General features: G+C 40.9%; 20 protein-coding genes. 6 read left to right on the top strand and 14 right to left on the bottom strand.

Features of this window, described 5'->3' with window-relative positions; translation table 11 throughout:
• Positions 1–21 precede the first annotated feature (21 nt).
• The 4 genes from DDU33_RS04255 to rpmH all read right to left on the bottom strand — a co-directional run bounded on the left by DDU33_RS04255 (position 22) and on the right by rpmH (position 1,686).
• Entirely contained in the window at positions 22–651 is a 630-nt protein-coding gene (locus DDU33_RS04255) for a tellurite resistance TerB family protein (protein WP_108923359.1), read from the bottom strand.
• A gap of 225 nt (positions 652–876) precedes the next feature.
• On the bottom strand, positions 877–1,200 hold the full coding sequence (gene yidD / locus DDU33_RS04250) for a membrane protein insertion efficiency factor YidD (protein WP_039895991.1): 324 nt from the start codon (positions 1,198–1,200) through the stop codon (positions 877–879).
• Positions 1,146–1,490: a ribonuclease P protein component gene (gene rnpA / locus DDU33_RS04245; RefSeq protein ID WP_005820524.1), complete on the bottom strand. Its 345-nt coding sequence runs from the start codon at positions 1,488–1,490 to the stop codon at positions 1,146–1,148. The genes yidD and rnpA overlap by 55 nt, the downstream gene beginning before the upstream one ends.
• A 61-nt stretch (positions 1,491–1,551) precedes the next feature.
• On the bottom strand, positions 1,552–1,686 hold the full coding sequence (gene rpmH, locus DDU33_RS04240) for a 50S ribosomal protein L34 (RefSeq protein WP_005599701.1): 135 nt from the start codon (positions 1,684–1,686) through the stop codon (positions 1,552–1,554).
• A 248-nt stretch (positions 1,687–1,934) separates the two neighbouring features.
• On the opposite strand from rpmH, the gene hemH reads away from it, so the two are divergent.
• Both hemH and glgP read left to right on the top strand, forming a co-directional pair.
• Positions 1,935–2,894: a ferrochelatase gene (hemH, locus tag DDU33_RS04235; protein WP_108923357.1), complete on the top strand. Its 960-nt coding sequence runs from the start codon at positions 1,935–1,937 to the stop codon at positions 2,892–2,894.
• Between the two features lie 212 nt (positions 2,895–3,106).
• Positions 3,107–5,506, top strand: coding sequence for a glycogen/starch/alpha-glucan family phosphorylase (gene glgP, locus DDU33_RS04230; protein ID WP_108923355.1), 2,400 nt, complete (start codon positions 3,107–3,109; stop codon positions 5,504–5,506).
• Positions 5,507–5,692: 186 nt separating this feature from the next.
• Here the strand turns inward: glgP and malT are convergent, their stop codons facing one another.
• The 5 genes from malT to malK all read right to left on the bottom strand — a co-directional run bounded on the left by malT (position 5,693) and on the right by malK (position 14,377).
• Positions 5,693–8,410, bottom strand: coding sequence for an HTH-type transcriptional regulator MalT (gene malT, locus DDU33_RS04225; protein ID WP_108923353.1), 2,718 nt, complete (start codon positions 8,408–8,410; stop codon positions 5,693–5,695).
• Positions 8,411–8,548: 138 nt separating this feature from the next.
• A complete protein-coding gene (locus DDU33_RS04220; protein WP_108923351.1) occupies positions 8,549–10,606 on the bottom strand; it encodes an alpha-amylase in 2,058 nt (685 codons plus the stop codon).
• 176 nt (positions 10,607–10,782) lie between these two features.
• The gene (malM, locus tag DDU33_RS04210; protein ID WP_108923349.1) at positions 10,783–11,637 is read right to left on the bottom strand and encodes a maltose operon protein MalM; all 855 of its coding nucleotides are present in this window, start codon (positions 11,635–11,637) and stop codon (positions 10,783–10,785) included.
• Positions 11,638–11,864: 227 nt separating this feature from the next.
• Positions 11,865–13,157 (bottom strand): maltoporin, encoded by a 1,293-nt coding sequence (locus DDU33_RS04205; protein ID WP_108923347.1) that lies wholly within the window; start codon positions 13,155–13,157, stop codon positions 11,865–11,867.
• Between the two features lie 80 nt (positions 13,158–13,237).
• Positions 13,238–14,377, bottom strand: coding sequence for a maltose/maltodextrin ABC transporter ATP-binding protein MalK (gene malK, locus DDU33_RS04200; RefSeq protein WP_005821321.1), 1,140 nt, complete (start codon positions 14,375–14,377; stop codon positions 13,238–13,240).
• A gap of 325 nt (positions 14,378–14,702) precedes the next feature.
• Here malK and malE point away from each other — a divergent pair, with 325 nt between their 5' ends.
• The 4 genes from malE to malQ all read left to right on the top strand — a co-directional run bounded on the left by malE (position 14,703) and on the right by malQ (position 21,004).
• Positions 14,703–15,887, top strand: a complete 1,185-nt coding sequence (gene malE, locus DDU33_RS04195) for a maltose/maltodextrin ABC transporter substrate-binding protein MalE (protein WP_108923345.1) — start codon at positions 14,703–14,705, stop codon at positions 15,885–15,887.
• Between the two features lie 247 nt (positions 15,888–16,134).
• Positions 16,135–17,691, top strand: a complete 1,557-nt coding sequence (gene malF, locus DDU33_RS04190; RefSeq protein ID WP_108923343.1) for a maltose ABC transporter permease MalF — start codon at positions 16,135–16,137, stop codon at positions 17,689–17,691.
• Between the two features lie 203 nt (positions 17,692–17,894).
• On the top strand, positions 17,895–18,785 hold the full coding sequence (gene malG / locus DDU33_RS04185; RefSeq protein ID WP_005826016.1) for a maltose ABC transporter permease MalG: 891 nt from the start codon (positions 17,895–17,897) through the stop codon (positions 18,783–18,785).
• A 206-nt stretch (positions 18,786–18,991) separates the two neighbouring features.
• Complete coding sequence (malQ, locus tag DDU33_RS04180; RefSeq protein ID WP_108923341.1) at positions 18,992–21,004, top strand: 4-alpha-glucanotransferase; 2,013 nt, start codon at positions 18,992–18,994, stop codon at positions 21,002–21,004.
• Positions 21,005–21,029: 25 nt separating this feature from the next.
• On the opposite strand, the gene DDU33_RS04175 is transcribed toward malQ, so the two are convergent.
• The 5 genes from DDU33_RS04175 to DDU33_RS04155 form a co-directional block, all read right to left on the bottom strand.
• Positions 21,030–21,860: a glycosyltransferase family A protein gene (locus DDU33_RS04175; RefSeq protein WP_005818268.1), complete on the bottom strand. Its 831-nt coding sequence runs from the start codon at positions 21,858–21,860 to the stop codon at positions 21,030–21,032.
• A gap of 25 nt (positions 21,861–21,885) precedes the next feature.
• The gene (locus DDU33_RS04170; protein ID WP_108923339.1) at positions 21,886–22,464 is read right to left on the bottom strand and encodes a DNA-3-methyladenine glycosylase I; all 579 of its coding nucleotides are present in this window, start codon (positions 22,462–22,464) and stop codon (positions 21,886–21,888) included.
• Positions 22,446–22,817 carry a hypothetical protein gene (locus DDU33_RS04165; protein ID WP_108923337.1) on the bottom strand — a complete coding sequence of 124 codons (372 nt, stop codon included), beginning with the start codon at positions 22,815–22,817 and terminating at the stop codon, positions 22,446–22,448. Before DDU33_RS04165 ends, DDU33_RS04170 begins: the two co-directional genes overlap by 19 nt.
• A gap of 237 nt (positions 22,818–23,054) precedes the next feature.
• On the bottom strand, positions 23,055–23,285 hold the full coding sequence (locus DDU33_RS04160; RefSeq protein ID WP_005818265.1) for a zinc ribbon domain-containing protein: 231 nt from the start codon (positions 23,283–23,285) through the stop codon (positions 23,055–23,057).
• A 110-nt stretch (positions 23,286–23,395) separates the two neighbouring features.
• On the bottom strand, positions 23,396–25,420 hold the full coding sequence (locus DDU33_RS04155) for a M13 family metallopeptidase (protein ID WP_108923335.1): 2,025 nt from the start codon (positions 25,418–25,420) through the stop codon (positions 23,396–23,398).
• Positions 25,421–25,470 lie beyond the last annotated feature (50 nt).

The raw sequence follows: 25,470 nt of genomic DNA, 5'->3' as shown, positions 1-25,470 counted from the left end.
CGCGATTAGCGGAGTTTTCACTTAGAAACCAGCTTGTTTTTCTAACTCTTCGACAAACTGTTCATTTAATCCCAAAGCTTCAGCAAGATTGGCTAAGAAAATAATTTCTTTACGCTCTAAATCTTTACATACCATACGTGCTGCAAGATAGACTTGTGAAGCTAATGCTTGATTACGACCTACTTGCTGAGCAATTTCAGCAACCGTTGCCGGTTGATTAATTTCTTGTTGTAACCATTGTTGTAATTCAGGATCATTACCTGCTTCCGCTGCTATTGCTTCTGCTTCATCTGAGGTAATCGCACCATCAGCTGCAGCTGCTGCAATCATTGCTTGTAGAATGATTTTACTTGTATCATTCGTTTCATCAGCAGAAAAACCTGTTGGTGTAATATCTGTTTGAGTTTGATTTTGCTTACTTTGGTAATTTTGGTAAGCCTGATAAGCCATGCTACCTAAAGCTGCTAAAGAGCCTAATTTTGCTAAGTTTGAACCGCCATTTCTGCCTAAAATCATCGATAAAATACCAATTGCAGCAGCACCGCCACCTATTTTAGTTACTTTATCCGTTGTTTCATTACCGTTTGCTGTTTTTGCGATTTGCTCTTTTGCCGCACCAAGCACCTGGTTAAGAATATTATTGAAATCCATCTTTTACTCCATTATGTGTTTTCATAAATTGTATGTACTTAGATCATCAATTTATTAAAAAGTTCTTTAAATAAAAAAATAAAACGATTAGACATATATCTAATCGTTTTCAACCTACATAATGAATAAAATTTTCTGTGACTATTATAAATAACGGTCACTAACATAGACTGGCAAATAATAGGATGGTTCACAAAGAATTGTAAAGATGACAAATAATTTAAATTAAAGGCGATTATGCTTTGAACATTCACATTTAGGTGGTACAGGATCATCTCCGCCTTCACTAAAAGGATGACAACGTGCAATACGCCTTAAGGCTAAATAGCCACCTTTTATTGCTCCATGAATTTTAATCGCCTCAACCGCATAAGTTGAACAAGTAGGATAAAAACGACAACGAGGGCCAATAAGCGGACTAATCGCATATTGGTAAAAATAAATCGGAAGTAGAAGCAACTTAGCAACTAAACCCATTTTTACTTCTGAGCTTTTTACTTCTGAACAGGAGGAGCCGGATTTTTGCTCAGACGAATGTGTCTTGCCCATAATTTTTCAAGCGTTTCGAAAAGCGTTGCATTATCTAATTTACCGATGCCGGCTTTTGCCACAAATACAAAATCTGCACAAGGAAGCTCGTGTTGTTTTAAGCGGAAAGTTTCTCGCACAATGCGTTTGATACGATTACGATCGTGAGCTCGTTTTAAATGCTTTTTAGCAACGGTTAAGCCTAAACGGGGAACTTCAGCATCATTTGCTTTAGCAAGTAAAGTCATTTGAGGGGTGCTGGCTCGTTGAGGATTTTCGAACACAGCTTTAAATTGAACGGGAGCTAACAAACGTAGCTCCCGAGAAAAGGTTAGCGTCTTCACAGTTGTGATTCGCCTACTTTAGCTGCAATTATGCAGATAAAGATTTACGACCTTTAGCACGACGACGTGCTAAAACTTGACGACCATTTTTAGTAGCCATACGAGCACGGAAACCGTGAGTACGAGCACGTTTTAATACAGAAGGTTGAAATGTACGTTTCATTGTTATCTACCTAATTTAATAATTTTTGGCTTAATGCCAATTGAGGATCATAAAAAGAGGTCGCCATTTTAACGACAAAACAAACAAAAGGCAAGGCAAAAACAACGCTTTACTTTAATTGTTTGTAAATTTTTCTCTGGATAACGCAATCACAAAGCATTCTTTAACGTGATGATATGTAAATTCTATTTGTCATCTTATAAAAATTCAAGCAAACTAGTTGTCTATTTAAATTCCGAGATAATCAAATGAAAACGCAAAAAATAGGTATTTTACTTGCCAATTTAGGCACACCGGATGCGCCAACGACATCCGCAGTAAAGCGTTATTTAAAACAATTCCTAAGCGATCCTCGCGTGATCGATCTGCCGAAAACAAAATGGCAAACGATCCTTAATTTATTCATTTTACCCAAACGCTCCCCTCGTGTTGCAAAACTCTACCAATCCATTTGGACAGATCAGGGGTCGCCACTTTTAGCGATCTCTCGCCAACAGCAAAAAGCACTACAAAGCTATTTTGATGCCAAAAATCAATCTATCATTGTTGAATTGGGTATGAGCTATGGTAACCCGAGTATGGAAAGTGCTCTTGAAAAATTAACACAACAGCAAGTCGATAAAATCATTGTGCTACCGCTCTATCCACAATATAGCAGTACAACAACCGCCTCTGTTTTTGACGCCTTTGCCGATGCCCTAAAAAAACAGCGTCGCATCGTGCCCTTTGAGTTTATCCATAGCTATCACGATGATCCACTCTACATTCAGGCTCTCGCTAATACGATACAACTTGCGGAAGATGAATTGCTATTATTTTCTTTTCACGGTATTCCTAAGCGTTATGAAACCGAAGGGGATTTTTATGCTGATCATTGCCGTGAAACGGCGGAACTTGTGGCAAAACAGCTTGGGTTATCCGCAGAAAAATGGTGCGTAACCTTTCAATCTCGCTTTGGCGATGAAGAATGGTTACAGCCTTATACCGATGAAACGCTTTCAAGCTTTCCTGCAAAGGGTATCAAAAAAGTTGCCGTCATTTGCGCAGGTTTTTCTGCTGATTGCCTAGAAACATTGGAAGAAATTGCGGAAGAAAATAAAGAAAACTTTATACACGCGGGTGGAGAAAGTTATCGCTATATCCCGGCACTTAATGCCAGTGGCGATCATATAAAGACCTTAATTAAGTTAATTGAGGCGTGTATTTGAGAAATAACCTAGCACGAGCCGTGCTAGGTTCGTTAAGCTCAGCCCCACAGGGGCTGAAACAGAGCCATTTTTAACGTCTATTTTCATTAAAAAAGAAGAAGTACTACTACCATTTCATACCTAAATAGATGAATAAGGGAGGATTTACGCCCCGTCATTTTTTCAAATAATAAGCCCAATCTTATTTTTTCTTGATTTGGAGTTTATATCCCATGACAACAGCAACCGAATTTAACACTTTATTTGAACAATCGTTAAAAACCTATTGTGAAGAACGTTTTTTAACGGCAGAAAACCTTTCTGATACTCAATGGTATCAATTTATTGCACAAGTGAGCCAACAAGCGATTTTGCAAAATTATCCGAAAAATGCACCGCTTGTAAACACACGCAAAGTGAACTATCTTTCAATGGAATTCCTTATCGGTCGTCTATTAGGCAATAACCTATTAAGCCTTGGCGTTTACGATGAAGTTGCACAACAATTAGCGAAATACGGCAAAAATTTATTTGATATTTTAGAAGAAGAACGTGATCCGTCTTTAGGTAACGGCGGTTTAGGTCGCTTAGCTGCTTGCTATTTAGACTCAATGGCAAGCCTTGCACAACCGGCTGTGGGCTATGGCTTACACTACCAATACGGCTTATTCAAACAAAGTTTTGGTTGGGCTGGCGAACAACGTGAAGAAGGCGATGCGTGGAGCCGTGATTTCTATTTACAACAATATCACCGCCCGGACTTCCGTCAAACGGTTGGCTTTGGTGGTCAAGTATGGCACCGTGAAGGCGACAAATATGACTGGCAGCCTGAATGGACGGTATATGGCGAAGCCTTCGATTTACCGGTTGTGGGCTACAAAGGCGTACAACAGCCATTACGCTTATGGCAAGGTTATAGCGAAACTTCTTTCGATTTAGCTAAATTTAACGATGGCGAATACCTTACTTCAGAAAGCAAAGTGGTTGATGCCTCTAAATTAACGAAAGTCCTTTACCCGAATGACAACCATCAAGAAGGGAAAGAACTGCGCTTAATGCAACAATACTTCCACTGTGCGTGTTCTGTGGCTGATATTTTGAAAAACCACTTAGCACAAGGCAGAACGTTAGAACAATTACCGGAATACGAAGTTATCCAATTAAACGATACTCACCCTGCAATCGCTATTCCAGAGTTAATGCGTGTTTTACTTGACCAATACAATTTAACTTGGGATCAGGCTTGGGCTATTTGTTCAAAAACATTTGCTTACACCAACCACACATTATTACCGGAAGCATTGGAACAATGGGATCAAAATCTCGTGGCAAAATTATTACCTCGCCACTTAATCATCATTGATCGCATTAACCACGAGCTTTATCAACAAGTGAAAGCAGAATTCAGCGAAGCGGAATTTGCTCAAGCGTGGGAAGAAACTGCCGTGTTGATGAACCACCGTGTTCGTATGGCGAATTTATCGGTTGTTGGTTCTTTTGCGGTAAACGGTGTGGCACAAATCCACTCAGACTTAGTTGTGAGTGATTTATTCCCGGCTTACGCACGTTTATTCAAAGGTCGTTTCCATAACGTTACAAACGGTATCACGCCACGTCGTTGGATCCGCCAAGCTAACCCACATTTAAGTGCGTTATTAGACAAACACGTAGAAGGCGACTGGACGAAAGATTTAGAGTTATTATCACAAATCGAGAAATTTGCAAAAGATCCACAATTCCAGACCGCTTACCGTGATATTAAACGCCACAATAAACAGGTATTAGCGAAAGAAATTGAACAAACATTAGGCTTAAAAGTAAATTGCGATGCGATTTTTGATGTTCAAATTAAGCGTTTCCACGAATACAAACGCCAACATTTAAATCTCTTAAACATCATCGCGACTTACCAAGAGCTTAAAGCGAACCCAACACAAGATTTCGTACCACGTGTCTTTATCTTTGCGGGTAAAGCAGCTCCGGGCTACTTTATGGCAAAACAGATCATTCAAGCGATCAACTCGGTGGCAAAAGTGATTAACAGCGATCCGGATATGCAAGGTAAATTACAAGTGGCATTCTTACCGGACTACCGTGTTAGCCTTGCCGAAAAAATTATTCCGGCAGCGGATGTTTCTGAGCAGATTTCATTAGCGGGTAAAGAAGCATCAGGTACAGGTAATATGAAACTTGCCTTAAACGGTGCAATCACACTTGGGACATTAGACGGTGCGAACGTTGAAATCGCTGAATTTGCAGGCAACGACAACGTAGTAATTTTTGGTCATACTGTTGATTCTGTCCGTGAATTACGTGAAAAAGGCTATGTATCTCGCACTTACTATGAGCAAGATGCCGCATTAAAACAAGCGATTGATGCCTTAGCAGACGGCACATTCTCCGGCGGTAATAAAGATACCTTTGAACCGTTAGTGTACGATATGCTAAATAAAGATTACTTCTGCGTACTAGCTGATTTTGCAAGCTATCGTGAAGCGCAAAAAGAAGTGGCAAAACGTTACCAAAATCAGACCGCTTGGTTAGAATCAACCATTCTAAACACTGCTCGTCTTGGTACATTTAGTTCCGACCGTTCAATCCGTGATTACCAAACTCGTATTTGGAAAAAATAATCGCACGTTAAAACCCTCTCCCCTTGTGGGAGAGGGAAAGATTTTGCTTCGTTTAGAAGCAAAATCAGGGAGAGGGGAAATCCCCTCTCTCTGCCTACGGAGACTAGACGTCTCCTTCGGCTGTCTCTCTCCCACAAGGGGAGAGAGTTAAAGTGAGTAAACGATTTATATCGCTAGCTCCCCCAATCAACTATACCCCATCATTCTCAACAAACTACGTGTATATTCAATCGCTTCAGCACGGTTTGCCACGCCAATTTTTTGATAAAGATTGCGGATATGCGTTTTAATCGTGGTCATCGCCACCACTAATTCCTGCGAAATTTGCTCATTGCTATAACCCGAATAAATCAAACCAAGTACCTGCCATTCACGCTGTGTCAGAGGGCTGATTTTCAACAACTCCGGCACTTGCGGATTTTCAAGCAAGTTCTTCACAAACTCCTCATCAAAATGGGCGGTTTTATGGCGGTTATGCTGATTGATACTGCGTAAAATAAATTGCGCTTTATGTACCGACAATTCTTCCAACACGTTAATTTGCAAGAGCTCACGAATTTGACGTGCCATTAAATCGCCTTCAATCACAAAGGCGCTAATAAAGTTCGTCTGTTGGCTAAGATTTAGCGCTTGAATAAGATCACGCTGTGCCAACTCCGGCTTGCCTTGTAAGCTATAAACCCGATTACGCAAAATCAAAGCCCGTTGAGAATCGCTGACTAAATTAAAAATAGCGGTGGTTTTCAGCAAGCTATTCAAAATTTTTAACGCCTGTTCATAATCGCCTTGCAATAAATAACAACGTGCAATATTCCGCCATTGACGCTGGGTAAAATGGTTATATTCCTGCGTTGGAATATTTACTTGAGCCAACCAACTTTCTAATTGCGAGGTGTCATTACGCATTTGCCAGTAAATAAGCTGCACTTCATCTAGCGCCGTAATCCAATCTTTATGAGGCGAACAACGAGACATCAATAATTTCCCTTGTTCAATCAAACGCTCCGCATTATTGAGATCGCCTTTGGTGAGAGAAATTTTGGCAAGAATAATCAAACTCTGGATCTGTTCTTCCTCTTTCTCCAACACCTCTATCCCCGCATTTGCCATCGCCTCTGCTTGATCAAGATGATGCCACTCCCACAAAATTTGTCCTTTTAAACGCAACAAAAATTCATTCATTGGAATTTGATGAAAAGCATTCGTTTGTAAGGTCGTATCTTTCAGTAAATCGTAGGCAGATTGTAAAAAGCCCTGTGCCGATAAAATCTCTGACTGCTGTAATCTCGACCAGAGCCAGTGATGATAAGCATGCTGCTCGGTTGCCATTTTCTCAACCTGCTGCATCAGCGAAAGTCCTTCTTTCAAATAACCTCGGCAATGCTGTGCCTCGCCAATCACAGACGTCGCCACAATAAGTGCATAACCAAATTCGTCCGATAAATTCTTCAAGGCTTGATTTGCTAATGAATAGGCTTGCTCTTCATCACCGGCATTGATTGCCACCTGTGCTTTTAACGCATCAAAATGTCCTTGCAAACTCTCGGTAAGCGGTTGTTTTGGCTGAAATTTTTGCAAAATACCACTGACTTCTTGATGACGATGTTGGCTCTGTGCTAGCCATGCTTTTAATAGCACCAAATTCTCATCTTGCCAAAGTTGTTCCGCCGACAAATAACTTAAACTGGTCTCTAATAATTTCAGTTGTCCTTGGTGGAATAACGCCCAACCGTGATCTTGTAAAATCTGATAAAGCGTCTGTGGATCATTTAGCATTTGTGCGTGATATAACGCCTCTGATCCATAGCCCAATTTAAGCCATGTTTTTGAGGCGATCTCGTGCAACCGTTGCCACTCATTCGGCAATTCCAAACGACAGCTTTGCGATAAATAAGAGGCTAAAATCGGATGAAACTTCCACCAAATTTCGCCATCTTCATTGAGTAAACGGCTAATAAATAATCCAGCTTTTTCTAATTCATCAAGCTTTTTCACGCCATTTTCATCTTGCGTTACCGCAACGACCAGTTTTTCATTCATCGAACGTAAAACAGCACAACGTTGCATAAACAACTTCATCTGTGGATCAACATAATGGAAAACTTCTTCATTCAAATAATCTGCAATATGTTGTTGATTTAGCTTGTTTAACAGCTTTTCAGGGAACTCAAGCAAGTCCACATTTTGCTTAATGGCAAAGCTCATCAACTGAAGTGCGGTCGCCCAGCCTTCAACTTTTTCACACAAGGCAAAAACCCATTCATCACTTAATGTTTTATTTAATTTTTGTTCGAAGAAAAGGCGAGTTTCCGCCGGCGAAAAAGCAAGCTGATGAACATCAATTTCTAATAATTGCTCGTGGATACGTAAATTCGTAATACTCAACGGCGGCGTTAAACGAGAAAGCATCACAAGGCTCATCGTTTCTGGCTGGTGTTTTAACCAAAATCGCAACGCATCATGAATTTCAGGATTATCGATCAGATGATAATCATCAATAATCAAATAAAAATGGCGGGGAGCCTCATTTAAGGCAATTAAAAGTTGTCCAAAATATTCAATGAGATTGTTTTTATAAACAATCTCCCCTAGGGGAAGCCCTGTCGCTTGCTCTAAGGCTGAGGCAAAATAGCGACTAAACTGCTCCGCATTGTTATCGCTCTCATCTAATGCAAACCACGAAACCGGCTCATTCTTTGCTAATAACCTTGCTTTCCATTGCGAAACCAATGTCGTTTTGCCATAGCCTGCCGGTGCAATCACTAAAGTAAGCGGATAACTTTTGGCTAATGCCAATGTTCCCAATAATTTGGTACGCTCAATACTTTGATTTTGCGATTTATGTAACGCATTCGATTTATGAGAAATTAACTTTGTTGGAATGAGTTTTGTAACGACTTGCATTGTGTTTTTATTTTCTGCCTGTATAAAGTGCAAGGATTTTAACAAATTTTATTGAAAAAAGGGAAAAAGCAAGCGGTCGTTTTTTTGATCTAATTTGTAAAATGATCATAAAAAACGACCGCTTGAATGATTTTTAAATTATTCCCCAGCCCAAACAACCATCACTTTGTCCTGCCCGTCTTGACGAGAGAAGGCAAAATACTTGTTGGTTTCGAGAATTTTTTGTTCGCCATTACCAATAGCGGTGTGATTTTGGCGGAATTTTGCAAGGGTTTGCCAATGTTTTAACAAGGCTTGATGATCGGCGCTTTTTGCCAGATCTTGCCAGTTCATATCCGATCTCGTGCCTTGAATAGGATCAGAACCCGTTGCACCGAATTTTCGACCGCTTTCATCGCCATAATAAATTTGTACCGCCCCCGGCGAGAGCATCAGCAAGCTGCCTGCGGTTTTCTGTTTGGCAAGATTATTTTCGCTGTCGCTACTGAAAAATAAGCGGGTATCGTGCGAAGAAAGATAGGTTAATACATTAAAATCTTTCAGTTTTTCGCTCATTTGTTGGTAGGCTGGCGAAATTTTAGCAAAGCAACCTAGTGCCTCTTTTGCTTGATCTTGGAAGCTGAAATTGATCATCGCATCAAAGCCGTTTTTGTAATAATCGCTGGTATGAACGCCGTGTCCCCACGCTTCACCCGTCATCCAGAATTTATCGCCAAAGGATTGATTCGGATGGGCTTTTTGCCATTTTTCCAAGGCTTTTTCCGCCGATTGTTTCAATTCCAACCAAGTGCTTTTTTCTACATGTTTAGCGGTATCGACACGGAAACCATCCACGCCATATTTTTCTACCCAGTCAGACAGCCAGCCAATCAGATAATCGCGGACTTTGGCATTTTCACGGAATTTTGCCTGTGTATCGGGTTTATTTGCAAAAAATTCGGGCAAACCGACCGCTTGTTCGCTTTCGGTTTTCAGATCCGGTAGAGCGGAGAGCGACATTCGCAGATCATCAAATTTCGGGCTGTCGTAATCGCCAATATCGGAGCGAATCCACGCTTTACCCCACCATTTCTGCCACGCCGTTCTATCGCTAAAGTTAATTAAATTGTTGAAAGAGTGCCAATTCTGCCCTGCTTTTGGTGTCCAATCTGTCCAATTTTTGCCAAGCGTTTTCTCAATGTCTTCGCCTTTGAGATGTAATGCACCAAAGCCGTATTGCTGCATATCGGCAAGAGTGGCGTAGCCAGTGTGGTTCATCACAATATCGAAAATAACACGAATACCCCGTTTATGGGCTTGGTCGATAAAGGTTTTCAGATCGTTTTCACTGCCCATATTGGCATCGACCTTCGTCCAATCTTGGTGGTAGTAGCCGTGGTAAGCGTAGTGCGGGAAGTCGCCTTTTTCACCGCCGCCGACCCAGCCGTGAATTTGCTCGAGTGGTGAGCTGATCCAAATCGCATTTACGCCAAGTTGTTGTAAGTAATCCAGTTTTTGGGTTAGCCCTTTTAAATCGCCTCCGTGGAAAGTGCCGATTTCGTCTTTACCGTCTTTTTTACGTCCGTAGCTGTTGTCGTTGCTCGGGTCGCCGTTATAAAAGCGGTCGGTTAGAACAAAATAAACGGTGGCGTTTTTCCACGTAAAAATCGGCTCAGATTTAACCGCTTGTGCCGGTTCTAATAGCAATAAGCCGTTACTGTCTGCGGACGGTGTCATAATGACTTTGCCGTTTTGCACTTTCGCCGTGTTGCCTGAATAAAAATCTCGCACCGTTTCGCCCTCTTTGAACAGGCTAGAAACCTCAACCTCTAACGGCTTGCCATCCCATTTCGGGCAAACAGCGACTAATTCATTAGCACTTTTGGTTGCCTCTACCGTCAATTTTGCTGTTGGTGTGCCGCTTCGCATATCAATTTCTACGCTGTATTTTCCGTCACGGAACAGCCGGGTAGATTCAACCGGATCTTTACAAGGCACAAGGCTGACGACTTGGTTTAATTTCAGTGCGGTTTGCGGTTGGTAGCATTGTTGATTGAGTGAGAATTGGAAAGGATAGCTACCTTTTTTGAGTTGGGCGTTTGTTTGATAAAGTAGTTTTTCGTTGGATTCAAATGTCGGGAAATATTCACTCTGCCATTGATTTGCCGAAAGGCTAGTGGATGCAAAAAGTGAAAGCCAAAGTAGTGATTTTTTCATTTGGGTTTCCTTTTGAGATGTTCTTCTTTTCCCTCTCCTGCTTGCGGGAGAGGGTGGAGAAAATTCGTAGAATTTTCGGAGGGAGAGGGCAACTTTCCCTCTCTCTGATTTTCGCAAAGCCGTAACTTTGCGAAAATCTGTCTCTCTCCCGTAAACGGGCGAGAGGAAGTAAGAAATCACTTCGCTGAAACGTGTTTAATAAAAATCTGGCGTGGTTGTTTTAAGCCAAGTTGTTCCGCTTCATTGACCAAGTTCATCGCTTTATTCACATCGTTATTTTTCAATGCTTTTACTACTGCTTGATTGAAATAATCTTCCGTGCTGGATTCAACCGGCTGTGTTGGTTTAGTTACTGCTTTTGTTGCAGCGGTTGTTGTACCAATTTGCGTTGGCGCTGGTGTTTTCGCTTCAAATAACGGGCCGTTTAAACCGATAAATTGACTAGACTGAATACCATCAACTTCAACATTCACTTGCCCTTTATTAGTATGAGCGACCGTAATATCTGCAATTGCAGGTGGTTGGTTGCCTTTGGCTTTTTCGAGTAATTTAGCCGGATGGGTCATCGTTGTTGTGCCCTGTAAATCTTGTTCAGTCGTATAAACAAGCAAGTAGATAAAATCTTGATTTGCCGTTGGTGTGAGGCTCAGTTCTGCTTGATATTGCGCCGGATTTAAACCACGTTCTTCACTAAATTTAAATTGAGAAGAAGGATAGCTCATTGCTGGGTTAAATTGTGCATCTAAAATTAATACGTTCGGCACAAATACGGTGTTGTCTTTTTGCACCGGACTTGTGATGTCTAATTTAATCGTCCCCTGATTTGCCGGGATTTTATAAGCTACCACAGAGCCACTTGCACCGGCTAATTTATTGGTGAGGGTTGCAACTTGTGTTTCATTTTTTTGTGAGAGTGCAACATCTTGCCATTGGATTTTGGCTAATTCCGCTTTTGTTGGTTGTAATGGTGTGGCTGAAAGCTGAGAGGCAAGAAATAAACTTGAAAGGAAAAGAGCAATTTTGGTTTTCATAAATCCTCCGAGAGTTAAAATTTCTCTCTCCCGTCAACGGGAGAGAGACAGATTTGAGCAAAGTTACGGCTTTGCGAAAATCAGAGAGAGGGCTCCCCTCTCCCTCCGAAAATCCTTCGGATTTTCTCCACCCTCTCCCGTAAACGGGAGAGGGGAATAAAACTTTGCGAAAGAGGGGGAGTAATTAGGTAAAACGCCCTTATAAAAGGGCGTTTAGTTATACTTAATTACCACCAGGCTTCAAATTGAACACCGCCGATAAATTCGCCGTCTTTTGCTTTATAGCCAGCATCTGTACGGTTTGCAGTGTTAAATTTGTCGTTCCAGTGTGCGTAAGTACCGAATACACGGATTGCAGGGCGAGCCCAAATGCTTGAGCCTGCTTGCCATTGTTGTGCAAGGGTGTATTTTACAAGGTTGTTTTTCTTACCGCTTGCTTGATCTTTGATCACATCATAGCCAACTTCAGCAATAGTACTCATTGTATCAGTCCATTTATACATTGGGCGGATACCTGCTGAGTACCAAGTTTTACCTTGTTTGTTGTCTAAATCTGTTTTTTCGTAGATTAAGGCATACATCACTTCAACTTTATCGCTTGCTTGAACAACGCCTTGGTTAATTAAGCGAAGCATATGACCACGGTTGCTTGCTAAAGATCCTTGAGCATGACCATTGTTCCAAGATGTCATAGAATCTTTCGCATATTGCGCTGTGAATTTATTGAAACCGCCGAAGAAATTACCTTGGGTGTATTCGGCTGTTACCATATATCCTTTTTTAGTTGGATTTTCATTTACATAAGCAGAATCATCTTTTTTATGTGCGTTAGCATAATCGAAACCAAGTTCTAAAGAACCATCTTTCCAAAGTTCAATACCTGCTAAACGTACATCGAAAATGTCGTTGTAAACATCTTTCTTAGAAATAGTCCCATCTTTTTCTCTATTGCTTTTATATGATTTTGTTACAGGATCATAATAGTAAGAGAATGCACCACCAGCTTCTGTATCACGAGTTACCGCAACAGAAAGTTTACCAAAACCTAAATCAATATTTTCAACCCCTGCACCCGGACCTGAAATATCCCAGTAGTAGAAGTCGTTCATATGAACATCATGACGTTGGTAGAAACGTTTACCTGCCCATAAAGTTGCACCTGGTAAGCTGTCGGCAAAGTTTTTGAATTGTGCGTTTAATTCACGTAATGCCGGGCTTGTTTCTGTCCAGTCATTGTTGTGTAACGTACCGCCATAAGCTACATTGGTATCGAAATAAATTGATTTTTCGCCCGATTTAAATAGCTCTTGACCTAATTTTAATTCAGCGTAAGTATCTGATTCGTTACCTAAACGGTATTTTGAACCGCCACCATTTACAGTAAATGCTGATTGTTCACCACCGCCTGATGTCCAGCCGATACCTGAACGAGCATAACCATGGAAATCTACCGCTAAAGCAGATGTTGAGAATAATGCACCTGAAATAAGGGTTGCTAGCAAGCTTTTATTGATGTTCATAGAGAACTCCTTTAATTTTTTTAATATAGGGACGCCTGATTGCTCACTTGTCCCTCGGTTTACATTATGAAAAAAAATCGTTAAACACCTAATTCCTTAAATAAGCGTCTGCAAGCTGTGCCATCTTCTTTAAATAAGTGGCAACGGTTTGGATTGATACCGATAGACATTTCATCGCCTTCTTCTACTAATACAATATCATTTTGGCGATAAACTAAAGTTTGTTTGATTGGCGGTAACTCAACGTGAACTTGTGTTTCATTACCTAATTGTTCTACTACTTTTACTGTACCACTAATACAAATTTCACTTTGTTCACAAGGTAGTAAATGTTCTGGGCGAATACCTAAAGAGAGGTTGTCTCCAACTTGTACACCTGTACTTTCCACTGGAATCCAGAAGTTAAGGTGGGTCGAATCTGGTAACTCAACTTTCACACCATCTTCTTTTACATCAATAACCTTCACTGGCAAGAAATTCATTTTTGGTGAGCCAATAAAGCCTGCGACAAAACGGTTTGCCGGGTAATGGTATAATTCAAGTGGTTTACCAATTTGAGCCACGTTAGTGGTAATTTGCGTGTTATTACCTAATGCTTGTAATACGACAATTTTGTCAGCAAGGGTCATTGCTTCCACTTGGTCGTGGGTAACATAAATCATGGTTCTACCCAATTTTTTATGTAATTTCGAAATTTCTACACGCATTTGCACACGTAATGCTGCATCAAGGTTAGAAAGCGGTTCGTCTAATAAGAACACTTCAGGTTGAGAAACGAGCGTACGACCAATTGCTACACGTTGGCGCTGACCGCCTGAAAGTTCTTTTGGCTTACGTTGTAATAAATGTGCTAACTGCAAAATCTCCGCAACATGATTCACTCGCTGCTCTATTTCTTCTTTACTTGCTCCTGCGAGTTTTAAACCAAATGACATATTTTCTGCCACGTTTAAATGCGGATACAGTGCATAAGATTGGAACACCATACCGATATTACGTTTTGCTGGAGGCACATCATTCATACGTGTATCGCCAATATAAAGATCTCCTGTTGTAATTTCTTCTAAACCTGCAATCATGCGTAATACGGTAGATTTGCCACAACCAGAAGGACCAACGAAAACAACGAATTCACCTTCTTGAATATCAAGGTTAATATCGCGTGAAATATGGACATTGCCATAAGATTTTCCAACATGGGTAAGTTTTACATTTGCCATTAGTATTGCCCTTCTGAGTTACTACTTAATTTTGGTGTCTAGTCTATTCATTCAAAATGAGATTGAAATCATACTTTTCTAAAAAATTTTTCTATTGTGTAAAAAAATTTTTTGCGTAAAAAAATACATTTCTTGTGATTTAGATCACATTTTAAACACAAATTTTTGTGATCTATTTCTCATTTTTTGTTAAAAAAAGACAAAATGTGATCATGATCACAGAATTTAAAAAGGGGGAGGATATGGGGGTATGATGAAGTCAAAAAGTAAATCATTCACTATTCCAATGCCAAAAATTTCATTTCACTAAAATGAGGAAAAACCTATGAAAAAATTAACCAAAGCAGCATTAGCCGTATTCGCTGGATTATGTATGGCACAAGGCGTACAAGCTAAATTAGTTGAAGGTCAATTAAACATTTGGATTAACGCTGATAAAGGCTATAACGGCTTAGCGGAAGTCGGTAAAAAATTCGAAGCGGAAACTGGGGTAAAAGTTGTTGTAGAACACCCAAGTAAATTAGAAGAATTATTCCCTCAAGTAGCATCAACCGGTGATGGCCCAGATATTATTATCTTTGCTCACGACCGTATGGGTGGCTATGCACAATCAGGCTTATTAGCTGAAGTGCATCCAAGTGCAGACTTCAAAGCGAAATTATCTGACATTGGCTGGGAAGCAACCAAATATAACGGTAAACAAATTGCTTACCCAATTGCCGTTGAGTCACTTTCTTTAATCTACAACAAAGATTTAGTTCCTAATCCACCAAAAACATGGGAAGAAGTTGAGAAGTTAGACAAAGAGCTTAAAGCAAAAGGTAAACACGCAATTATGTGGAACCTTGCTGAACCGTATTTCACATGGCCAATCATCTCTTCTCAAGGTGCTTATGCATTTAAAGCAACCGCTAACGGTTACGACGTGAAAGATGTAGGCGTAAATAATGAAGCAGCACAAAAAGGCTTACAATTTGTCGTTGAGCTTGTGAAAAACAAAGTGATCAACGCAGATACTGACTACTCTGTGGCTGAAGCGTCTTTCAATAAAGGCGAAACGGCAATGACGATCAATGGTCCTTGGTCTTGGGCAAATATTGAGAAAAGCGGTATTAAATATGGCGTAGCGGTATTACCAACCTTAAACGGCAAAGCAGGTAAACCATTCGTTGGCGTATTAAGCGCAGCGGTAAATGCTTCAAGCCCTAACCAAGACTTAGCGAAAGAGTTCTTAGAAAACCACTTATTAACCGATACTGGTTTAGAAACCGTGAACAAAGATACTCCGTTAGGCGCTGTAGCACTTAAGAGCTACCAAGCGAAATTAGCGGCAGACCCACGTATCGCAGCAACGATGGCGAATGCGGAAAATGGTGAAATTATGCCAAATATTCCTCAAATGAGCCGTTTCTGGTATTCAGAAAAAGCAGCGATTGACAGTGCGGTAAATGGTCGCCAATCTGTAAAAGCGGCATTAGATGAAGCGCAAGCGAAGATTGAAAAAGAGTAATGCTATGTAACTCTCTCCCCCTTGCGGGAGAGAGACAGCTCAAAATAGCGTAAGGCTATTTTGAGCAGAGAGAGGGCAAACAAGCGGTAACTTTTAATAAAAATTTTACAAGCCCTCTCCCTCCGAAAATCCTACGGATTTTCTCCACCCTCTCCCGTAAACGGGAGAGGGGAAATTGACAAGCGGTCTTATTCTTTTCATTTTTTGCAATTTCTTCCTCGCAGCACTAAAACAAGGAAAAATTAAAATGCTAACCTCCACTCATTCTACCACTTCACCAGCTCAACTTTGGGGCAAGAGAGCACTTGTTGGCTTCCTTTACCTCATTGCGTTTTATCTGGTTTTTACGATTTATTTGCAGGGTGAAATTCTTTTTGCATTATTAACCCTCGTTGTTGTTACCTCGGGTATTTTTGTTTTTAGTTCAGAACGAGCATACCGTTGGCGCTATCTTTTCCCTGGCGTTTCCGCAATTGGCATCTTTGTGGTTTTTCCTCTTGTCTGTACCGTTGTTATTGCTTTTACCAATTATAGCGGTTCTAACCAATTAGCTTTTGAACGAGTAGTAGGCCAATTACAAAGCCAACGCTACTTTGCCGGCGAACGCTATGATTTTAAATTGCTTGAAACTGCTGACAACCAATATCAGTTAGTGCTTGAGAATAAAAATACGCAAAAAAATTACCTTTCTACACCGCTTGCATTAAATAATTTAAAAGGCGATGTGAAAATGGAAGAAGTGGCGGCTTTACCTGAAAACAAAGTTGCACCACTCAAAATCATTACGCAAAATCGCCAACAATTACAAAGTATCAATGCTATTTTACCTAACGAAGAAAGCCTCACAATGAGCTCACTTCGTCAATTCTCACAACAAAAAGTCCGCTTTAGTTATGATGAAGCCAATCAAGTTTTAACGAACAATGAAACGGGCGAACGCTTCAAACCAAATGATGATGTCGGCTTCTTTGAGCAAATTGATGAACAAGATAACTTTACCGGTAAACGTGTTGAACCGGGTTATACCGTAGCAATCGGCTGGCAAAACTTCGTGAAAATCTTAACGGACGAAGGCGTACAAAAACCGTTTATTCAAATCTTTATCTGGACAGTTACTTTTGCATTCTTAACTGTCGTGTTTACCACTTTACTCGGTATGATTTTCGCTTCGCTGGTGCAGTGGGAAGCGTTAAAAGGTAAAGCCGTTTATCGTTTACTGTTAATTCTACCTTATGCAGTACCAGGCTTTATCTCTATCCTTGTATTTAAAGGTTTATTTAACCAAAGTTTCGGTGAGATTAACTTAATTTTAAATAACTTATTCGGTATCCGCCCAGAATGGTTTAATGACCCATTCTTAGCTAAAACAATGTTGTTAATCGTGAATACTTGGTTAGGTTATCCATATATGATGATCGTATGTATGGGGTTATTAAAAGCCATTCCAACGGATTTATATGAAGCCTCAGCGATTGATGGTGCATCGGTATGGCAAAACTTTACCAAAATCACCATGCCATTGTTAATCAAACCGTTAATGCCATTGATGATTGCGAGTTTCGCCTTCAACTTCAATAACTTCGTGTTAATTCAATTATTAACACAAGGTCGTCCGTCAATGATCGGAACCAGTACACCGGCAGGACATACCGACTTGTTAGTCAGCTATACCTACCGTATCGCCTTTGAAGGTAGCGGTACGCAAGACTTCGGTTTAGCGGCGGCAATCGCAGTAATCATCTTCTTACTCGTCAGCGGATTAGCGTTGTTCCAAATTCGTTTGACCAAATTACAACAGGATTAAAACACTATTCCTCTCGCCCGCTTGCGGGAGAGAGACAGCTCAAAATAGCGTAAGGCTATTTTGAGCAGAGAGAGGGCAAACAAGCGGTAACTTTTAATAAAAATTTTACAAGCCCTCTCCCTCCGAAAATCCTACGGATTTTCTCCACCCTCTCCCGTAAACGGGCGAGGGGAAATGTACAAAATAATATTGAGAGTAACACTATGGCTATCGTTCAACCTAAATCAATGAAAGCACGTTTATTTGCAACGCATTTCTTTCTTATTGTGTTCTGTGCGTTGATTATGTTCCCTTTACTGATGATTTTAGGGATCTCACTTCGCCCGGGTAACTTGGCATTAGGGGAAATTATCCCAAGCCAAATTTCCCTTGAACACTGGAAATTGGCACTCGGTTTTAGCGTCACCAATGCGGACGGCACTGTTACCCCGCCGCCATTCCCCGTACTACTTTGGTTATGGAACTCGGTGAAAGTCGCAGGCGTAACAGCGATTATTACTCTAGCACTTTCCACTACGGCAGCTTACGCTTTCGCACGTTTACGCTTTGCAGGGAAATCAATGCTGTTACAAAGTATGTTGATTTTCCAAATGTTCCCAGCGGTACTTTCACTTGTGGCGTTATATGCATTATTTGACCGCTTAGGAACCTATGTGCCATTCTTGGGCTTAAATACCCACGGCGGCGTGATCTTCGCTTACCTTGGCGGTATCGCAATGCATGTTTGGACGATCAAAGGCTATTTTGAAACCATTGATAAATCGCTCGAAGAAGCAGCCGCACTTGACGGTGCAACCCCGTGGCAGACATTCCGTTTGATTTTATTACCATTATCTGTGCCAATTTTAGCGGTGGTTTTCATTCTTGCCTTTATCTCTGCAATTATCGAAGTGCCTGTTGCCTCTCTCTTATTGCGTGATGTGGAAAACTACACCCTTGCGGTCGGAATGCAACAATACCTACACCCACAAAACTACCTATGGGGAGATTTCGCAGCAGCAGCGATTTTATCAGCCATTCCAATTACCTTAGTCTTTATCATCGCACAACGCTGGTTAGTCGGCGGATTAACGGCAGGTGGGGTGAAAGGATAACAAAACCTTCCCCTCTCCCGTTTACGGGAGAGGGTGGAGAAAATCCGTAGGATTTTCGGAGGGAGAGGGCTTGTAAAATATCACAAAAATAACCTCGGCTGTTTGCCCTCTCTCTGATTTTCGCAAAGACGTTGCTTTGCTCAAATCTGTCTCTCTCCCGCAAGCGGGAGAGAGGAAATATATCTACCATTCGGGAAACAATAACAATGAAACAAAACCACCCATTTTTAAATCGTTACTTCGTAGATGAACACGGTCGCCGTATTTATGCCCAACCGTCCGTTTATGGCAAAGTAGCAAAATTGCTCGGTTCGCCAAAAAGTCGCAAAATCCTACCGCTTGTTAAAGTCGTCAAACAAGGCGAGCAAGTTTTTATTCCGCTTTTTGTGGCGGATAAAACCCAAACCGTTCACGCAGACTGGACGCTGACCCTTGAAAGCGGTGAGATTTTAACGGGAAAATGCAAACGCAATAGCATTGACCTGCCTCGTGATTTACCCCTTGGTTATCATCAATTAAGCCTAAACGGCACAACCGCAGAATGTCGCATTATCGTTACCCCTGAGCGTGCTTACCAACCACAAGAACTGGCGGAGCATAAAAAATTATGGGGAGCGATTTTACAGCTCTACACCCTACGTTCAGCACAAAACTGGGGGATCGGCGATTTTGGCGATTTAGCGGAATTTTTAACGAAATTAGCGGAAAAAGGCGGTGATTTTGTCGGCTTAAACCCAATTCACTCGCTATTCCCTGCCAATCCTGAAGGGGCAAGCCCTTACAGTCCGTCTTCTCGTTTATGGCAAAACATTGCTTATATCAACGTTGGAGCGATTGAGGCCTTCCAACAAAGCAGTGAAGCTCAAGCGTGGTTCAACTCAGCGGATATTCAACGTCAATTAAACGAGGCTCGCCAAAAAGATTATGTCGATTATTCACAAGTGATGTGGCTGAAATTGCAAGGCTTACGCTTGGCGTATGAACAATTTAAACAGCAAGATCAAACCGCTTTCGAGCAATTTATTGCCGAAAACGGTGAGGCATTGAAAGTGCAAGGCACTTTTGACGCTTTACACCAATGGCTCTCTTCTCAATTCAGCGAGCAATGGGGCTGGAACTGCTGGGACGCAAAATATCAAGATTATCACACCGCTGCGGTACAACAATTCCAACAAGAACAGAGCGATTTAGTCCGTTTCTATATGTGGTTGCAATTTGTGGCACAACAACAGCTTAAAGCCTGTAACGAACTGGCAAAACAGCTCGGTATGCCGATTGGTTTCTACCGTGATTTAGCTGTTGGCGTAGCGGATAACGGGGCGGAAACGTGGGCGGATAAAGATCTGTTTGTGTTAGGCGCATCTGTGGGTGCTCCACCAGATATTATGGCACCACAAGGGCAAAACTGGGGCTTATCGCCAATGCACCCTGAAGTGTTGCAAGCGCGTGGCTATCAGCCGTTTATCGATCTACTGCGTGCTAATATGAAAGATTGTGGGGCATTGCGTATCGACCATATTCTCGGCTTTGCTCGTTTATGGTGGGTGTCGAAAGGCGACTCGGCGAAAAATGGTGCTTATGTAAAATATCCGTTGGAAGATTTGCTTTCCATCTTAGCCCTTGAAAGCCAACGCCACCAATGTTTAATCATTGCGGAAGCCTTAGGCACTGTGCCAAAAGGAATGTTAGAAACCCTTGAAAGCAAAGGTATTTTAGCCTACAACATTTTCTATTTTGAGTACGATAAGCAAGGTAGCAAACCGCTGGCGAACTATCCGTATCAAGCGATGACCACCTTAAGTACCCACGATTTACCAACGGTACAAGGCTACTGGAAAGGACATGACTTTGAGTTAGGGCAAAAATATGGCGTTTACCCGAATGAGAAAGTGCTGAACATTCTGAAAAACACTCGCCATACAAACAAAGAAGCGATCCGCCGTGCCGTTGAAGCGGTACAACCGTTAGAAGCAGATAGTGCAGGCGTTACGCAAACCTTCAACCACCAGCTACAAAGCTATGTGGCAGATACCAACAGCGTACTATTCGGCTCACAACCAGAAGACTGGCTGAATATGTTAGAGCCTGTGAATATCCCAGGAACCAGCACCGAATATCCAAACTGGCGGAGAAAATTGAGCAAAACTACACAAGAGATTTTTGCGGATAACGCGATTTCTCAATTATTGAATACTATTGAGACAAAACGAAATGGTTAAGAATAAATAAGTGGGCATAGCCCACTTATTTTTGCCAAGGATATACTCCTCCATGTAAATCTAAATTTATTTCATTTTCCTTTTTTCTAATAGCATTTATTAAATCAATAATTTCATTTCTAGAAAGTCCTAACTCACTAAAAATAGATATTGACGGCCCAATCTGCTTTATTGCATCAAAAACATAGTTAATTGAAAATGTATTAGTACAAACACAATTTAACTCCAACTCCTTGATTTTCTTAAAAATAGCATAATCGTTCTGCTTATTGCTTGCCCAAAATTGAGATAATTGTATAGCAATACTTTTTCTCATCGCATAGCAATTAGTATCGATTAAAATACGATTTAAGGTATGGGTTAAATTGTAAACTTGATTATTAAAATCAAAATATATCGTTTGAGGATAAGAAATTTTATTTTCATAAAAACCTATAGATTCTGTAAAATCTTTACAAAGAAACGTGTCATCTAAGGTATAAAAATTTCTTAAAGAATACACCAAATCAGCATTCTCATTAGCTTTAAAAGTCGCAATACAGCGTTCGATATGATAAGGCTCATACCAATTATCATCATCTAAATAACAAATAATATCTTCTTTAACTAGAAAAGGGGCTATTGCATTAATACTACTATTTGTCCAACCACCCGCTCCTGTATTCATTGGTAAATAAGTTACTATCACATTAGGATAATCCTTCAAAATCGCTTTAGCTTGTTCTTCAAATTGTTTGCCATCAACAAAGATATAATGTACACAAGGGTAAGTTTGTTCCTGCACACTTCGTATAGCCCGGATCAACTCTGGGCGCCCTATCGTTGAAGTCACAACAGCTACCGACATATTTTCCATTTTTTATAAACCTCCTTATCAAAAATTATGAACACGACCTAACTTTACAAAAACAATCATTTAAATGATCATCAATCAATCCCATTGATTGCATAAACGCATAGCAGGTTGTCTCACCCACAAAGACAAATCCTTTCTTTTTCAATGCCTTCGACATTGCCGTAGAAATCGCTGTTTTAGCAGGAACAGTCGCTAAATTTGGCACATCATTAATTTGCGGTTTTCCACCGACAAATTCCCAAATAAACTGACTAAAATCTTCGCCATTTTGTTGCATTTGGAGATAAGCCTTCGCATTCTTCACAATGGCTTCCAACTTTTTACGATGGCGAATAAGCCCTACATTTTGCATTAAGCGATCGATGTCTGCTTCTTGCATTTGTGCAATTTTTTCTGGGTCAAATTGGAAAAAGGCCTCACGATAGGCTTCCCGTTTCTTTAGCACCGTAATCCAAGAAAGCCCGGCTTGCTGACCTTCCAGACAAATTTTTTCAAATAGCTTTAGGCTGCTATATTCAGGTTTACCCCATTCTTGATCGTGATAGCGTTGATAAATTTCACTCCCGTTTGCCCAGCTGCAACGTGTTATTTGTAAATTTTCCATTCATGACCTACTTTCTTCAAACGGACTTTTTTATCTTTAGAAACATAACCGCCTTTTACTGCTTGTAGTATCGTGTTTTCCGGTAAATCTGCGGCATTCACTTCTGCCAACATTTTATCTTCCGACAAAATCACATAAACCGCTAAGGTTTCATTGTTTGGATCAGTCAATTTTATATCCGCCACATTAAACCACTGCACGCAAGATTGTTTTAAAACGGAATAGCTGGCTCCTGTTGAACTTAAACAACCGTGAGCATCTTTTTCTCCCCCAATCATCGGTAAATCTGTTTGAGCGGAACACGCCGCCATCAATGATGCTGAAAGGAGTAAAACCGGTAATTTCTTTTTCATTTTTTCCCCAGTATTATTTAGTATTTGCACAAAAGCTAATTTTTAAGATGCGTAGAGTGGGCATCCCAGCCCACCAAAACAACGATCGGGTAATCAAACGGTGGGCAAGGATGCCCACCCTACGAAACGGAGAATTAGAGTGGCAAAGCCACTCAACTATGCGTAACCTAGTACGCATTTTGCGTGCTAGGTATAAAATAGCATATTTTATAAGCACAAAACATCAATAAGCCTTAACTATTGATTAAACCAAGCCGCAACTGCCAATACCACAATAAAAATCAACAACCAGACTAGCTGGATTTTACTGCTTTGGCGGTTAAGCTCTTGATTATGTAAACGACGTGCTTCAAGTTTTTGTTTATAAGCCTCTAAATCTGCCGCTTTAAATGAAAAACCGCAATGAGGACAAATTTCTGCGCTCTCGCTGATTTTTTTACGACATTCTGGGCAACGGTGTAGTGCCATGAAACACTCCTTCTCAACCTTATTCAATGATTTCCATTCACCAACCCTCGCCCCTTGTGGGAGAGAGTAAATATAATGTAAGCGGTTAAATTTCGCTTTATTTTTGCAAATTACCAAATTTTAATCTGCTCCGCTGCACTTCGGTACATTTTATCCCCCTGCTTGGTGTTAAATGCACGGTGGAAGCCTTGAATATTCAAAACAGGCGCAAAGGCACGGAATTGCCCTGGTGCGTGTGGATCGCTTTTAACTTGGTGCGTTAAGGCTTCAACGGTCGCTTTATAACGCCAAGAACGTGTCCAGCTCATAAAGAAACGTTGATCCGAGGTTAAATCTTCTAAAGTTGGGCTTTGCCCATGGTCTTGCTCATAAAGTTTTAACGCATCGTAGGCAATACTTAAACCACCTAAATCCGCAATATTTTCGCCTAAGGTAAAGCGACCATTTACGTGAACTTTTGGGGCGACTTCAAACTGATTAAATTGAGCCACCAACTTATCCGCTAATGCTTCAAATTTTTTACGGTCATCGGCAGTCCACCAATCGGTTAAGTTACCTTCGCCATCAAATTTTGAACCGCTATCATCAAAACCGTGCGTAATTTCATGCCCAATAATTGCACCGATTGCGCCAAAATTGACGGCTGGATCAGCGTGAATATCATAAAGCGGTGCTTGCAAAATGCCTGCCGGGAAAACAATACGGTTCATCAATGGGCTATAAGAAGCATTTACCACCTGTGGCAACATTCCCCACTCATTTAAATCCACCGGTTTGCCTACTTTATTTAAATTGTAGTGATATTGCCATTTCGACACTTCTCGCATATTGGCATAAAGCGTACCGCCTTCCGCCACATTTTTAACCTTCATCGCTGAATAATCACGCCATTTATTTGGATAACCGACCTCAACAATAAATTTATCTAACTTCGCTTTAGCCTTTTGCTTCGTTTGTGCCGACATCCAATCTAATTTGTCGATACGTTGATGATAGGCTTTCACAAGATATTTCGCCATCGTTAAAAGATTTTCTTTCGCCGATTGTGGGAAGAATTTTTCCACATAGAACTGGGCAAAATCTTGTCCAATCCAGCTATTTACTGTAGATAATGCACGTTTTTCTAAAGCACGTTGTTGTTTTTGTCCGGTTAATTTAGTGCCGTAAAATGCAAAACGTAGCTCGTCCATTTGCTTATTCAAGTAAGGTGCCGCATCAGAAAGTAATCGGAAAGTCAGGTAATCCTTAATCACTCCAATCTGTTTTTCTTCAATCAAGCTATCTAAGGCTTGGAAATAACGAGGCTCCCATAAAATGACTTCATCGGTCGTTACTCCCACCGCTTTTAAATAATCGGCAAGGTTGAGATTTTTGCTTAATTTCGCCAGTTCTGTGAGCGAAACAGGGTTATAGCGTTTTTGCATATCTCGCTCTTCTTCGTTGGTAAAGAGCGTTTTCGCTACCGCTTTTTCATATTCTACAATCGCTTTGGCTCGTGCTTCCGGCTTATCTAATTTCGCTATTTTTAGCACTTGCGTGATGTAATCTTGATACATTGCGAGGGTTTTACGGTTTTCCGGTGTATCTTTTTGGAAATAGTCGTTACTTAGCCCTAAATCTTCATTGGCTAAATAAACCGCATTCTGGCGAGAGTTTTTCAGGTGAGCAAAGACCGCCCAACCAAACAACATCGTGCTGCCTTGCTTCGCTTCATTGATAATATATTGGTTGAGATCCGCCACGTTTTGGATTTGAGCGATACGGCTTAAATCTTGCTGAATAGGCGATAAGCCTGCTTTTTCTCGTGCATTTAAATCCGTATAGGTTTCATAAACGGCTTTTAAACGTTGAGCTCGCCCATCATTGGCAAATTTCGGATCAGAAATGACCGCTTGTAATAATTCAAGCGAACGTTTTTCGTTTAATTCATTCAGTTCCGCTAGCGTTCCCCAAGAGGTGCGATCTTGTGGGATTACAGCTGTTTCAAGCCATTTGCCATTAACGTAGCGGTAAAAATCTTGTTGCGGCGCAACTTGTTTATCAACACCTTGCGTTAAAGTACTTTGGTAGGTTTGTGCAACGCTATTCACACTTAATAAAAGGGCAAATACGCCCGCTAAATATGTTTTTTTCATTATTTTTTCTCTTTTTTGATTATGTAAAACCTCACGTCTTATGAAAGAAA

The organism is Actinobacillus porcitonsillarum, assembly GCF_003101015.1.
In the GTDB taxonomy this organism is placed as follows: Bacteria; Pseudomonadota; Gammaproteobacteria; order Enterobacterales; family Pasteurellaceae; genus Haemophilus_A; species Haemophilus_A porcitonsillarum.
The sequence above is the reverse complement of the archived record's forward strand: the minus strand, read 5'-3'. Positions and strand labels throughout refer to the sequence as shown.